Annotated in this window: 13 protein-coding genes; 4 read left to right on the forward strand and 9 right to left on the reverse strand. The window is 64.1% G+C overall.

From position 1 onward, the window contains the following. Positions 1–5: 5 nt before the first annotated feature. Positions 6–1,211, reverse strand: coding sequence for an acetyl-CoA C-acetyltransferase (locus C8C96_RS07670; RefSeq protein WP_099731265.1), 1,206 nt, complete (start codon positions 1,209–1,211; stop codon positions 6–8). 146 nt (positions 1,212–1,357) lie between these two features. On the opposite strand from C8C96_RS07670, the gene C8C96_RS07675 reads away from it, so the two are divergent. Beyond that, entirely contained in the window at positions 1,358–1,660 is a 303-nt protein-coding gene (locus tag C8C96_RS07675; protein ID WP_225581100.1) for a hypothetical protein, read from the forward strand. Between the two features lie 84 nt (positions 1,661–1,744). Here the strand turns inward: C8C96_RS07675 and C8C96_RS07680 are convergent, their stop codons facing one another. The 7 genes from C8C96_RS07680 to C8C96_RS07710 all read right to left on the reverse strand — a co-directional run bounded on the left by C8C96_RS07680 (position 1,745) and on the right by C8C96_RS07710 (position 9,815). After that, complete coding sequence (locus C8C96_RS07680) at positions 1,745–2,908, reverse strand: acyl-CoA dehydrogenase family protein (protein ID WP_121941953.1); 1,164 nt, start codon at positions 2,906–2,908, stop codon at positions 1,745–1,747. A gap of 127 nt (positions 2,909–3,035) precedes the next feature. Next, positions 3,036–4,202 (reverse strand): ABC transporter substrate-binding protein, encoded by a 1,167-nt coding sequence (locus C8C96_RS07685; RefSeq protein WP_056059375.1) that lies wholly within the window; start codon positions 4,200–4,202, stop codon positions 3,036–3,038. 119 nt (positions 4,203–4,321) lie between these two features. Beyond that, positions 4,322–6,178, reverse strand: a complete 1,857-nt coding sequence (locus C8C96_RS07690; RefSeq protein WP_121941954.1) for a long-chain fatty acid--CoA ligase — start codon at positions 6,176–6,178, stop codon at positions 4,322–4,324. A gap of 6 nt (positions 6,179–6,184) precedes the next feature. After that, the gene (locus tag C8C96_RS07695) at positions 6,185–7,009 is read right to left on the reverse strand and encodes an ABC transporter ATP-binding protein (RefSeq protein ID WP_199737455.1); all 825 of its coding nucleotides are present in this window, start codon (positions 7,007–7,009) and stop codon (positions 6,185–6,187) included. Next, positions 7,006–7,845, reverse strand: a complete 840-nt coding sequence (locus C8C96_RS07700) for an ABC transporter ATP-binding protein (RefSeq protein ID WP_121941955.1) — start codon at positions 7,843–7,845, stop codon at positions 7,006–7,008. Before C8C96_RS07700 ends, C8C96_RS07695 begins: the two co-directional genes overlap by 4 nt. Positions 7,846–7,859: 14 nt before the next feature. Further along, a complete protein-coding gene (locus C8C96_RS07705) occupies positions 7,860–8,936 on the reverse strand; it encodes a branched-chain amino acid ABC transporter permease (RefSeq protein ID WP_057229158.1) in 1,077 nt (358 codons plus the stop codon). Between the two features lie 3 nt (positions 8,937–8,939). Beyond that, entirely contained in the window at positions 8,940–9,815 is an 876-nt protein-coding gene (locus C8C96_RS07710; protein ID WP_056059365.1) for a branched-chain amino acid ABC transporter permease, read from the reverse strand. 290 nt (positions 9,816–10,105) lie between these two features. Here C8C96_RS07710 and C8C96_RS07715 point away from each other — a divergent pair, with 290 nt between their 5' ends. From C8C96_RS07715 to C8C96_RS07725, 3 genes are all read left to right on the forward strand, one after another. Next, on the forward strand, positions 10,106–10,903 hold the full coding sequence (locus C8C96_RS07715) for a crotonase/enoyl-CoA hydratase family protein (RefSeq protein WP_121941956.1): 798 nt from the start codon (positions 10,106–10,108) through the stop codon (positions 10,901–10,903). Positions 10,904–11,008: 105 nt separating this feature from the next. Next, a complete protein-coding gene (locus tag C8C96_RS07720) occupies positions 11,009–11,494 on the forward strand; it encodes a thioesterase family protein (RefSeq protein WP_056059361.1) in 486 nt (161 codons plus the stop codon). Between the two features lie 150 nt (positions 11,495–11,644). Next, on the forward strand, positions 11,645–12,202 hold the full coding sequence (locus C8C96_RS07725; protein ID WP_121941957.1) for a polymer-forming cytoskeletal protein: 558 nt from the start codon (positions 11,645–11,647) through the stop codon (positions 12,200–12,202). Positions 12,203–12,262: 60 nt separating this feature from the next. Here C8C96_RS07725 and C8C96_RS07730 read toward each other — a convergent pair whose 3' ends face one another. Continuing rightward, the gene (locus C8C96_RS07730; RefSeq protein ID WP_015012492.1) at positions 12,263–12,685 is read right to left on the reverse strand and encodes an acyl-CoA thioesterase; all 423 of its coding nucleotides are present in this window, start codon (positions 12,683–12,685) and stop codon (positions 12,263–12,265) included. Positions 12,686–12,782 lie beyond the last annotated feature (97 nt).

The following is a 12,782-nucleotide window of genomic DNA, read 5'->3' on the forward strand; positions in this document are numbered from 1 at the left end:
CCCGTTCAGATACGTTCAACAATCGTTGCGATGCCCATGCCACCGCCCACGCACAGCGTGGCCAGGCCATAGCGCTGGCCCCGGCGGTGCAGCTCGTCAATCAAGGTGCCTAGGATCATGGCGCCCGTGGCGCCCAGCGGGTGACCCATGGCGATGGCGCCGCCGTTCACGTTGACCTTGTCGTGGGGCACGCCCAGCTCGCGCATGAAGCGCATGGGCACGGCGGCAAAGGCCTCGTTCACTTCAAACAGGTCGATCTGGTCGATGGTCATGCCCGCGCGGGCCAGCGCCTTCTTGGCAGCGGGCACGGGGCCGGTGAGCATGATGGTGGGGTCGGCCCCGCTGAGCGCCGTGGCCACGATGCGTGCGCGCGGCGTGAGGCCGTGGGCCTTGGCGGCAGCCTCGTTGCCGATGAGCACGGCGGCTGCGCCGTCCACAATGCCCGACGAGTTGCCCGCGTGGTGAACGTGGTGGATACGCTCCACCTGCGGGTAGCGCTGCAGCGCCACGGCATCAAAGCCCATGCCACCCAGTTGCTCGAACGATGCCTTGAGCGCGCCCAGGCCTTCAAGGGTCGTCTTGGGCTTGATGAATTCGTCTTCGGCCAAAATGGTCTGGCCGATGAAGTCGCGCACGGGCACGACAGAGTTCTTAAAGTAGCCCGCGGCACGCGCGGCGGTGGCGCGGCGCTGCGATTCGAGCGCGAAGGCGTCCACATCGGCACGGGTGTAGCCGTCCAGCGTGGCGATCAGGTCGGCGCCGATGCCCTGGGGCACGAACAGCGTGGCGGAGTTGGTGGCGGGGTCTTGCGCCCAGGCGCCACCGTCGGAGCCGATGGGCACGCGGCTCATGCTTTCCACGCCGCCGGCCACCACCAGGTCCTCCCAGCCGCTGCGCACCTTTTGCGCGGCCAGGTTCACGGCTTCCAGGCCCGAGGCGCAGAAACGGTTGACCTGCACACCCGCGCAGCGAAAGTCCCACCCGGCCTTGAGCGCCGCGACCTTGGGCAGCACCGAGCCCTGTTCGCCCACGGGAGAGACGATGCCCATGACCACGTCGTCCACCGCCGCCGTGTCGAAGCGGTGGCGCGCTTGCAGCTCCGTCAGCAGGCCTGCCAGCAGGTCGATGGGCTTGACCTCGTGCAGGGTGCCGTCCTTCTTGCCCTTGCCGCGCGGGGTGCGCAGCGCATCGAATACATAGGCTTCGGTCATGAATGGTCTCCGGTGGTTTCTCTAAACTTCAAGCGGGTATCGTGGTGAAGCAGCTGGGCTGGCCCACGCCACTACAAGGTGCTTTCTGACGCGGGTGCAGTGGTTTTTGCACTATCTTTCGGCGGTTGCTATCTACATTTCTGGCTATGGAACGAAATACATCCCCTGCATTGCAGCGCATCGCTCGCAGCGCCATCGAATACGACGACACGCGCGAAGGATTTGCGCTGGAGCACCATGTCGTGCTGGCTGCATCCAGTGCGCTGGCGGTGGCGGCCTTCATGGCGCCCAGCCGCAGCTCGGCGGCCATACGCGGCATTGGCGCAGGCTTGCTGCTGATGCGCGCGCTGAGTGGCAGCCAGGGTGTGCGCTCCTGGCTGAATGTCACCGACCGCCGCCCCGGTGCGCCGCTCAGCCCCGAAGAAGCCCGCGCCGCCTGGTACCTGTAGCGGTATTCGGCGCCCACTTGTGCGTTGTGAAGGGCGTTGTGCAGGGCATCGTGCACTGCGTTATTCACGGTGCGGTGCATGCGGCTATTTACCCAGGCCCATGGCCCGCGCAATCACTTCTTTCATGATCTCGTTGGTGCCGCCATAAATGCGCTGCACGCGTGCGTCGGCATAGGCGCGGGTGATGGGGTATTCCCACATGTAGCCATAGCCGCCAAACAGCTGCACGCATTCGTCCATCACCTTGCACTGCAGGTCGGTCGTCCAGTACTTGGCCATGCTGGCGGTTTCTGTGTCGAGCTGGTCGCGCACGATCAACTCGCAGCATTTGTCCACAAAAACGCGGGCCACCTGCACCTGGGTCTGCAGTTCCGCCAGGGTGTGGCGGGTGTTCTGGAACGACGCCACGGCTTGCCCGAAGACCTTGCGCTGCTTGACGTAGTCCAGCGTCCAGTCAATGGCGGCCTGGGCGGCGGCCACGGCGGTGATGGCGATCTGCAGGCGCTCCCAGGGCAGCTGCTCCATCAGGCAGATGAAGCCACGCCCTTCCATGGCGGGGCCGCCCAGCAAGTTGTCCACCGGCACCTGCACGTCGTTGAAGAACAGCTCAGACGTGTCCTGCGCCTTCATGCCCATCTTCTTGAGGCGCTGGCCCTTTTCAAAGCCGGGCATGCCGCGCTCCACCAGCAACAGGCTGGTGCCCTTGGCCCCGGCCGCCGGGTCGGTCTTGGCGACCACGATCACCAGGTCGGCATGCCAGCCGTTGGTGATGAAGGTCTTGCTGCCGTTCAGCACATAGTGTGATCCGTCCGCGCTTTTGATGGCCGTGGTCTTGATGCCTTGCAGGTCGCTGCCCGCAGCCGGCTCGCTCATGGCGATGGCGCCCACCACGGCGCCGCTGGCCATCTGCGGCAGGTACTTCTGTTTCTGGGCTTCAGTGCCGTAGTGAAGGATGTACGGCGCCACGATCTCGCTGTGCAGACCAAAGCCGATACCAGTGGTGCCTGCACGCGCCAGCTCTTCCATCTGCGCCACCGAATACAGCTTGTCGGCCCCGGCGCCACCGTATTCCTCGGGCAGGCTCATGCACAGAAAGCCGTTGGCGCCCGCCTGGCTCCACACCTCGCGCGCCACATAGCCCTGGTCTTCCCAGGCGGCGTGGTGGGGCGTCACTTCCTTGTCGATGAAGCGGCGAAAGCTGTCAGCAAAGGCCTGGTGGTCGGGCTGGAAGAGGGTGCGTTCGATCATGGTGGGGCAACCAGGTTATTTATGCAAAGTTACTGCTTGGTTAAATTCTGCCACCGACTGAGCCCGGATGCACCCCCTGAAACGCAAAAGCCGCCCGAAGGCGGCTTGAAGGAGGCGGGTCAGGCGCTCATGGCTTGACGTAGTCGGAGACCACCTTCCACTTGCCATCGGTGATCTGCGACAGGCGAGAAAGATCGCTGCCCAGGCGCTTTTGTGGGCCAAAGGTGCCCTCGGCGCTGCCGAACATGTCGGGCGGAATCACCATGGTGTCCATGGCCTTGATGAAGCTGTCGGTGCTCAGGTTGGGGCCCGCCTTCTGGGCCGCCTTGATGAAGGCGTCGATGGCGTTGTAGCCGTAGACCGAGAACACGGTGGGGTCTTCATTGAACTTGGTCTTGTACTTGTTGGCCCAGAAACGGATGGGCTGGCTGGCTTCATCCAGGTAGGGGTGTTGCACCGTCATGGTGGCGTACAGCCCGTCCATGGGCTTGCCGCCCAGCTTGTGGATGAGGTCGGTGTAGGCGGCGCTGGAGCCCAGGAAGGTGGGGTTGAAGCCCGTCTTGCGCGCCTCGCCAATCGTGCCGATGGTCTCGCGGATGATGGTGCCCAGGATCACGAAGTCGCATTCGGACGACTTCATCTTGGCGACCTGTGAAGAGAAGTCGGTGGCGCCGCGCTTGTACGAGGTCTTCTCGGTGAAGTCCATGCCCATGGACTTGAGTGCCGCCTCGCCCCCGCGCATCACCTCCAGGCCAAATTCATCGTCCTGGTAGATGGTGCAGATCTTCTTGGCGCCTTTTTCCTTGATGAGCTTGGGGGCTGCCAGGCGGATCTGGTCGTAGTAAGTGGCGGCAAACGAATATTTGAGCTTGTGGAAGGGCTCGTACATTTCCCGCGCGGCCGTCACCGGGAAGAAGTTGATCACGTTCTTGCTGAACTGCACGGGCATGGCGGCCAGGTTTTGCGCCGTGCCGATGTGCGCCACCATCATGAAGATCTTGTCCTGGTTCACGAGCTTTTGCGCGGCCAGCACGGCTTTCTTGGGGTCGTAGCCCGAGTCTTCCACCTTCAGGTCCAGCTTGCGGCCATTGACGCCGCCTTGCTCGTTGGCCTCGTCCACGCGCAGCATCATGCCCAGCCGCACCTGCTTGCCAAAGCCCGCCAGCGGGCCGGACAGATCCTGGATGGAACCCAGCGTGATGGTGTCCTTGCTCACGCCCTGGCTGGGCTGCGCCTGTGCAGCACCTCCGGCCATGGCCACGATGGCCAGCGCGGCAATGTGATGAAACTTCATGGCACGTCTCCTTTGGTTGGATCGAACTCGGTTGCTCGTTATAGAACGATGCCCGGGGTGGGGCACCAGCACTTTCCCTATCCTGATGGGCGTGCCCTGCGGTTGCGTGATGTGCGCACCTACCGGTACATCGCCTCAATCTGCGGTGCGTACTTCTGCTGCACCAGCTTGCGCTTGAGCTTCATGGTGGGTGTCAGCTCTTCGTCCTCGGCAGTGAGCTGTGTGTCGAGCAGGAAGAACTTCTTGATCTGCTCCACGCGGGCGAACTTGGCGTTCACGCGGTCGATTTCGCCCTGGATCAGCTCCTGCACCTCGCGCGTGCGGGTCAGGCTGGCGTAGTTGGAGAACGGCACGTCGTTGTCCTGTGCGTACTTCTCCACGTTCTCCTGGTCGATCATGATGATCACCGTGAGGTAGGGCAGCTTGTCGCCAATCACCACCGCGTCGGTGATGTAGGGGCTGAACTTGAGTTCGTTCTCCAGCTCGCTCGGCGTGATGTTCTTGCCGCCCGCCGTGATGATGATGTCCTTCATGCGGTCGGTGATGCGAAGGTAGCCATCGGCGTCGATCAGGCCCACATCCCCCGTGTGCAGCCAACCTTCGGGGTCGATGGTTTCAGCGGTTTTCTCGGGCTGGTTGAGATAGCCCTTGAAAACATTGGGGCCGCGCACCAGGATTTCGCCCGTGGTGGGGTCGATGCGCACCTCGTTGTAGCTGGCCGCGGGGCCGATGGAGCCGGGTTTGATGCGGCTGGCAGGCACACCGGTGGAGGCGCCGCAGGTCTCGGTCATGCCCCACACCTCCAGCATGGGCACACCCAGCGCCAGGTACCACTTCACCAGATCGGGCGAAATGGGCGCTGCGCCTGTGACCAGAAAGCGCGCACGGTGGATGCCGATGAGCTTGCGCACATTGTTGAGTGCCAGAAAGCGCGCCAGCATGAACTGCGCCTTCAGCAAACCGCCCACCGGCTGTCCGGCCAGCACCCGATCTGCGATGCGGGTGCCCACGCCAATCGACCAGGCATAGGCCGCTTGCTGCATGCGTGTGGATTCCTTGAGCGCGATCATCACGCCCGAATAGAACTTCTCCCACACCCGGGGTACGGCGGTGAACACCGTGGGCGCGATCTCTCGCACGTTCTCGGGCACGGTGTCGGGGTTCTCCACAAAGTTCAGGCGCGCGCCGGTATAGAGCGAGAAGTATTCACCCCCCATGCGCTCGGCGATGTGGCACAGCGGCAGAAAACACATGGTCTCGTCGGCCTCGCTGCGCGAGATCAGCGTGTTGTAGCCGCGCACGGTGTAGGTGAGCGCGGCGTGCGTGTGCATGGCACCCTTCGGCTTGCCTGTGGTGCCCGAGGTGTACACCAGGATGGCCAGGTCTTCGGGTCGGCAGGCCTTGACGCGCTGCATCAGCGCGTCGGGGTGTTGTGTATTCCAGGCCCTGCCCAGCTCGCGCAGGCCCGCAAGGCTCAGCACATCGGGGTCGTTCAGGCTGCGCAGGCCTTCCATGTCGAACACCACCACCTTGCGCAGCAGGGGCAGGCTGCTGCGCACTTCCAAGGCCTTGTCGAGCTGTTCATCGTCTTCCACAAACAGCACGGTGGTGCGAGAGTCTTCGCTCAGGTAGTGCACCTGCGCCGCCGCGTCAGTGGGGTAAATGCCATTGGCTACGCCGCCGCAGCTCAGCACGGCCAGATCGGCCAGCACCCATTCAATGTTGGTGTTGGACAGGATGGATGCACATTCGCCGGGCGCAAAACCCAGCGACATCAGGCCGCCCGCAATCTCCCGCACGGCGTCGGCCGTCTGGTCCCAGGTCCAGCTCTTCCAGATGCCCAGCTCCTTCTGGCGCATCCACACGCGCGGGCCGCGCTCGGCCACGGCGTTCCAGAACATGGCGGCGATGGTGTCGCCCGCGAGCACGTCGGTGCCTGCGGGCTGGATGTGATTGAGGTCCCAGAGGTTAGACATTTGCGCTTATCTCCAGGTCTTCTTTTTCTTCCAGCGCCGCTCTCCGCGCACGCCGACATCTTTCATCCCAAGGTAGAACTCCTTGATGTCGTCCTTCTCGCGCAGGCGCTCGCAGCTGTCTTCCATCACGATGCGGCCGTTCTCCAGCACGTAGCCGTAGTCCGACGCGTTGAGCGCCATGTTGGCGTTCTGCTCCACAAGCAGGATGGTGGTGCCGCGCTCACGGTTGATGCGCACCACGATCTCGAAGATCTCCTTGGTGAGCTTGGGGGACAGGCCCAGGCTGGGCTCGTCGAGCAGGATGAGTTCGGGGTTGGCCATGAGCGCACGCGAGATGGCCAGCATCTGCTGTTGCCCACCTGACAGCAGGCCGGCGTCCTGCGCGGCGCGCTCCTTCAGGATGGGGAAGTAGCCATACACCGTTTCGATGTCGCGGGCCACGGCGTCGGCATCGCTGCGGGTGTAGGCGCCCATGAGCAGGTTGTCGCGCACCGAGAGCAGTGCAAACACCTCGCGCCCCTCGGGTACATGCATGAGGCCCCGGCGCACGATGGCCGCCGGATCGTTGGCGGTGATGTCGGCGCCCTGGAATTCGATGGAGCCCTTGCGCGGGTCGATGATGCCGCTGATGGTCTTGAGGATGGTGGTCTTGCCTGCGCCGTTGCTGCCCAGCACGGCCGCGATCTCGCCGCGCCGCACCTGCAGGCTCACGCCGCGGATGGCCTTGATGGGGCCGTAGGCACTTTCCACGTTCTGCAGGCGCAGCAGGGGCTGGTCAGCTGCAGCAACCGCTGCTGCAGATGTGTTGACGGTGGAAAGTACGGCGCTCATGCCCGAACCCCCATTTGTGAACCCGCTGGACGGCGCAGGTTGCTCACATCGTCGATGGTGCCCAGATACGCCTCGACCACGCCGGGGTGCGTCTGCACCTCGCGCGGAGTGCCCATCGCCACCACCTCGCCCTGGTTCATGGCCAGCACGCGGTCGGACACCTTGGAGACCAGCGACATGTCGTGCTCCACCATCAGCACGGTGATGCCCAGCTCGTGCTGGATGTCCTGGATCCAGAAGGCCATGTCGTCAGTCTCCTCCACGTTCAAGCCCGACGATGGCTCATCGAGCAGCAGCAACTGCGGCTCGGTGCACAGCGCACGGGCCAGCTCCACCACCTTGCGCACGCCGTAGGGCAGGCCGGCGACCATGGTGTCGCGGTAGTGCTGCAGATCGAGAAAGTCGATGACCTGCTCGGCCTTCTCCCGGGCCAGAATTTCCCCTTCGCGCACCTTGCGCGTGAAGAACATCTCGGCCCACAGGCTGCTGTGCTGCCGGGTGTGGCGGCCGATCAGCAGGTTGTGCAGCACACTCGCGTGCTCGAAGAGTTCGATGTTCTGGAAGGTGCGTGCAATGCCCAGGCCTGCCACCTTGTGCGGCGGCTGGTCGGTCAGTGGCAGCAGGGCCCCGCCCGGGCCCGCATAGGCGATGGTGCCGGTGGTGGGCGTGTAGATGCGGCTGATGAGGTTGAACACCGTCGTCTTGCCCGCGCCGTTGGGGCCGATGAGGGTGAACACCTCGCCACGGCGCACGTCAAAGCTCACGTTGTTGACCGCCAGCACGCCGCCGAAGCGGACGCTGAGGTTCTGCGCCGAAAGCAGCACGTCTTGGTTCATAGTGGTCGCCGCGCTCATTTCAAGCGATCCGATTTCTGGAACGACTTCTGCCGCTTGAACAAGCCCTTGCGGTAGAACGGGAACATCTGCAGCCAGGTGCGCACCTTGAGCCAGCGGCCATACAGCCCCATGGGCTCGAACAGCACAAACGCGATCAGCACGACGCCGTACACCACCGCCTGCAGGCCGGGTGACTGGCCGATGGAGTCCGGCAGCCAGTCCTTGCCCAGGGAGATGAGCTGTGGCATGGAGATCAGGAAAATTGCGCCCAGAAAGGCGCCATGCACCGAGCCCAGCCCGCCGATCACGATCATCAGCAGCAGGTCGATGGACTGCAGAATGTTGAACTGGTCGGGCGAAATGAACTGCAGCTTGTGCGCGTACAACGCACCGCCGACGCCTGCCAGTGCGGCCGATATGGAGAACGACAGCGTCTTGTAGCGCGCGAGGTGGATGCCCATGCTCTGCGCGGATATCTCTGAATCACGGATGGCGACAAACGCGCGGCCTGTGGGTGAGCGCAGCAGGTTCAGGATGGCCAGCGTGCTGACCACCGCAATCACGAGGCACAAAAAGTAGAACGACTCCGTGGTCTCGAACGAGTAGCCCGCGATTTGTGGCGGCACTAGGTGCTTGCCTGAGTTGCCACCGGTCACCGACTCCCAGCGCGCAAACACTTCTTCCACAATGAACCCGAACGACAGCGTGGCCATGCCCAGGTAAATGCCCTTGACGCGCAACGCGGGCAGCCCTACCACCACGCCCACTGCGGCCGACAGCCCCGCAGCGCAGGCCAGCGACAGCGCAAACGGCCAGCCCATGCCCGTGAGCACCGCCTGCGTATACGCCCCCACGCCCAGAAACGCTGCGTGCCCCAGCGAGAACAAGCCGGTGAAGCCCGCCAGCAGCATCAGCCCCAGGCCCACGATGGCGTAGATGAGCACAAAGGTGAGCTGCGCCAGCCAATACTCCGGCGCCACCCAGGGCGCGGCGACCAGGGCCAGGCACAGCAGGCTGTACCAGAACACATGCCCGCCATGCTTGGCGAGGCGAATGTCTTGCTCGTACGAGGTCTTGAAGAGAAAGCGCATGGGTCAGACTTTCTTTCTCAGCTTCTCGCCGAACAGTCCGTTGGGTTTGACCATCAGCATGATCAGCACCACGATGTACGCGGCCGTGTCCTTGAACCCATCGGGCAGATAGAAGCCCGAGAGCGATTCGACGATGCCGATCACCAGTCCGCCGACGATGGCGCCCGGCAGGCTGCCAAAGCCGCCCACCACAGCGGCCGGGAAGGCCTTGAGGCCGATCAGCCCCATGTTGGCGTGCACGAAGGTAATGGGCGCCAGCAGCAAGCCTGCCACCGCCGCCACGGCGGCGGCCAGGCCCCAGGCCAGGCCGTTGAGCCGCTGCACCGGAATGCCCATGTAGTAGGCGGCCAGCTGGTTCTGCGACGACGCCTGCATGGCGATGCCCAGCTTGCTGTAGCGGAACATGGCAAACAGCAGCACACACAACACGCCGGTGGCGCCGATCACCACCAGCTGCTCGGCATTGAGCACCAGCGCACCGAGGCGAAACGACAAGTCCTTGTAGGGCACGGGCAGCGTGTGCGTCTCGGTGCCGATGTTGGGGATCATGGTCACCAGCCCACGCAGCACGTAGCCGATGCCGATGGTGAGCATGACGATGGAGAAGGCGGGCTGGCCCAGGATGGGACGGATCACGGCGCGCTCCAGCACCACGCCAAAGCAGCCCATGGCCAGGATGCTGGCGAGCACGGCCACCCAGAAGGGAAAGCCCAGCACCGTCATGAGTGCCAGCCCGCAGAAGGCGCCGAGCATCATGAGTTCGCCCTGCGCGAAGCTCACGGTCTCCGTGGCCTTGTAGATGAGCACGAAGCCCAGCGCGATCAGGCCGTAGATGCACCCCTGGGAGACACCGCTGATCAACAGTTGCACAAATTGCACCTGGCTCTCCAGAATAAGTGATGCGCAAAGCGGGTAAGAGCGGGGCGTATGCCTTGTGGGCATGTGCCGGGTGCATCGTTGCTTGCGCGGGTCCTGCAGAATATTTTTACAAAGCGATTGCTTTGCATAAATAATGGTGCACGCGTGCTGTGCATACCGCACTCGGGGCTAACCCTGATGGGGTGGGCGAGCGGGTAGCGGCGGATATTGACGCAGCGCTGCACCCTGCGCAATAGGAGTAACGTCGGGTGGGTGAACAGGTTCTGAGCACCGGACCACAGGAGAGCCGCATGTCCGTAGAGGTTGAAACGCAAGGCGGTGTCACGCTGGTGACATTGCGCCGGCCTGATGTGCGCAACGCGGTGGATGCCGACACCGCCCGCGCACTGCATGCGGCCTTCGTGGCTTTTGAGCACGATGAAAGTGCCGATGTGGCGGTGTTCCAGGGCGCTGGAGGGCATTTTTGTGCGGGCTGGGATCTGCAGTCGGGCGCGCGTCTGCTGGCCGACGGCGTTGCGCCCGAGGCGCTCGCAGAGACGCTGGACTTCACGGCCGATGCGGTCCATCCACCAGGGCCCATGGGGCCGAGCCGCCTGCATCTGTCCAAGCCGGTGATCGCGGCGATCGAAGGCGCCGCTGTGGCTGGCGGCATGGAGCTGGCGCTGTGGTGCGACCTGCGCGTGATGGCGGAGGACGCGTACATGGGCGTGTTCTGCCGCCGTTTTGGCGTACCGCTGATCGATGGCGGCACCGTGCGCCTGCCGCGCGTTGTCGGGCTGTCGCACGCGCTCGACCTGATCCTGACCGGGCGCAAGGTGGAGTCGGCCGAAGCCCTGCGCATGGGGCTGTGCAACCGCGTGGTGCCTGCCGGGCAGGCGCTGGAGGCCGCCCTCGTGCTGGCTCATCAGTTGGCCGCCTTCCCGCAGGCCACCCTGCGCGCAGACCGCGCCAGCGCGCTGGCCGCCGAGGGCTTGCCTTTGCAGCAGGCCTTGCTGCAGGAGTGGGCGGGTGGCCGCGAATGCCTGGCCGACGCGCTGCGTGGCGCCTCGCGTTTTGCGGCTGGGCAGGGACGCCACGGCCAGTTTTAAGTCAAAATGCCTCCAGGTGCCGGTGTATCAAGCGCCAGCAGCTATAAAAACAGGAGTCATCGGACCGGTGGGCGCAGCGCGCTGCAGGTCCGCACACAGCACACCATGAGCAAAACCATTTCCCCCCAGCCACAGGCTTTTGAGCCCGAGTTCATCGCCGGGCTCAAGTCCATCTTTGAAGAAAAGATCGTGTTCAACCAGGTCCTGGGGCTCAAAGTAACCGCCCTGGCGCCTGACGGCGTGGTGGGACGCATCGACATGAAGCCCGACCTGGTGGGTCACTACGCCTACAACCGCATCCACGGTGGCGTGATCAGTGCGGGGCTCGACGCCATGGGCGGGCTGGCCGTGATGGCTGCGATTGGCGCCAAGCACCTGGACGAGCCGCCCGAGCAGCGCCTGCACCGCTTTGCCAAGCTGGGCACCATCGACCTGCGCATCGACTACCTGCGCCCGGGCATTGGCAGCCACTTTGAGCTGCGCGCGCAGGTGTTGCGGCTGGGCTCGCGTGTCGCCACGACACGCATGGAGTTTCTGGGGCCGGATGGGCAGATCATGTCGGCGGGGGCTGCGGCTTACATCGTTTCTTGATTCGGCCGCGCTCCCGTGCGCGGGATGTGTGATCCCGCAAGCCTTGCAAGCGCATGCTACGAGAGAACCGTTTGGTTACCGTTCTTGCGTAACGAAGGCATCTTTCCAGGGGCGCGAAACCTACGATGACTCTCTTTTCAAGGAGATCTGATGGCCGTGCAAAACCCTTTCTTTGGCAAGCGTGAACCCGAGTCGTTCCAACCCCGCAACAGCACCACCTCAGGCTCCGTATTGGGCGGCACGGCGGCCAGCAGCGCCGCATCTGCGCAGCCGGTGCCTGCTCCATCTGCCCCCAAGTCGGCCAGTGCCGGCGACAGCTCGGGCAGCAAGCTCACGGTGGGCCCGAACATCAAGCTCAAGGGCGTGGAGATCACCGACTGCGACACGCTCGTGGTCGAAGGCACGGTCGAGGCCACGATGGATTCGCGCGTGATCCAGATCTCGGAGCACGGCGCCTTCAAAGGCTCGGCTGAGATCGACATTGCCGAGATCCACGGTGAGTTCAACGGCACGCTCACCGTGCGGCAAAAGCTGGTGATCTACAGCACCGGCAAGGTCAACGGCAAGATCCGCTACGGCAAGCTGGTGGTGGAAGAGGGTGGACAGCTGGCAGGAGAGATCGAGGCCGGTTTTTCCGCATCGTCGTCCAGCAGCACACAGCGGGCAGCAGCCCCCTTGAGGGCTGAGCCAGCCGCGCTGGCGGCCTGATCTGCACTCACAGCCGCGCCCCGATAGGCGCGGTCAGTCCGTTCGACTCCGTTCGGCGGCTCACGCAGGCGCGTTGTGCTTGGGCACCGGGCGCGGCCTGCCCTGGTGGTCGATGGCTACATAGGTCAGGCGCGCCTCCGTCACTTTCACATACTGCCCCTGCGCAGAAAAACGCTCGGCATACACCTCCACCTCCACGGTGACCGAGGTGTTGCCGACGCGCGTGATGGCCGAGAAGAACGACAGGATGTCGCCCACGCGCACGGGCTGCTTGAAGATGAATTCATTGACCGCCACCGTGGCCATGCGGCCCTGGATGTAACGCGCGGGCAGCACGGAGCCCGCCAGGTCGACCTGCGCCATCACCCATCCGCCAAAGATGTCGCCATTGCCGTTGGTGTCGGCGGGCATGGGGATGACCTTGAGCACCAGCTCCTTGTCGGTGGGCAATGCGGCGGGTGGTGGGCTGAAAACGGCAGACATGGGCACAATCTCGGTTGGGGCTGAGCCAATCCTTGGGGAAACCGGTGGTTTCACAAGGCCTCGCGCCCTGAAAAAGCCACCTGGGCATCAGCCAGGT

Source organism: Acidovorax sp. 100 (genome assembly GCF_003688355.1).
In the GTDB taxonomy this organism is placed as follows: Bacteria; Pseudomonadota; Gammaproteobacteria; order Burkholderiales; family Burkholderiaceae_C; genus Acidovorax; species Acidovorax delafieldii.

Excerpts from the sequence above, each read along its gene's own strand:
- C8C96_RS07720 (WP_056059361.1), top strand. The coding sequence starts at position 11,009 with ATGAGCAAAACCATTTCCCCCCAGCCACAGGCTTTTGAGCCCGAGTTC.
- C8C96_RS07680 (WP_121941953.1), bottom strand. The coding sequence starts at position 2,908 with ATGATCGAACGCACCCTCTTCCAGCCCGACCACCAGGCCTTTGCTGAC.
- C8C96_RS07715 (WP_121941956.1), top strand. The coding sequence starts at position 10,106 with ATGTCCGTAGAGGTTGAAACGCAAGGCGGTGTCACGCTGGTGACATTG.
- C8C96_RS07690 (WP_121941954.1), bottom strand. The coding sequence starts at position 6,178 with ATGTCTAACCTCTGGGACCTCAATCACATCCAGCCCGCAGGCACCGAC.
- C8C96_RS07685 (WP_056059375.1), bottom strand. The coding sequence starts at position 4,202 with ATGAAGTTTCATCACATTGCCGCGCTGGCCATCGTGGCCATGGCCGGA.
- C8C96_RS07700 (WP_121941955.1), bottom strand. The coding sequence starts at position 7,845 with ATGAACCAAGACGTGCTGCTTTCGGCGCAGAACCTCAGCGTCCGCTTC.
- C8C96_RS07705 (WP_057229158.1), bottom strand. The coding sequence starts at position 8,936 with ATGCGCTTTCTCTTCAAGACCTCGTACGAGCAAGACATTCGCCTCGCC.
- C8C96_RS07725 (WP_121941957.1), top strand. The coding sequence starts at position 11,645 with ATGGCCGTGCAAAACCCTTTCTTTGGCAAGCGTGAACCCGAGTCGTTC.
- C8C96_RS07675 (WP_225581100.1), top strand. The coding sequence starts at position 1,358 with ATGGAACGAAATACATCCCCTGCATTGCAGCGCATCGCTCGCAGCGCC.
- C8C96_RS07730 (WP_015012492.1), bottom strand. The coding sequence starts at position 12,685 with ATGTCTGCCGTTTTCAGCCCACCACCCGCCGCATTGCCCACCGACAAG.
- C8C96_RS07695 (WP_199737455.1), bottom strand. The coding sequence starts at position 7,009 with ATGAGCGCCGTACTTTCCACCGTCAACACATCTGCAGCAGCGGTTGCT.
- C8C96_RS07670 (WP_099731265.1), bottom strand. The coding sequence starts at position 1,211 with ATGACCGAAGCCTATGTATTCGATGCGCTGCGCACCCCGCGCGGCAAG.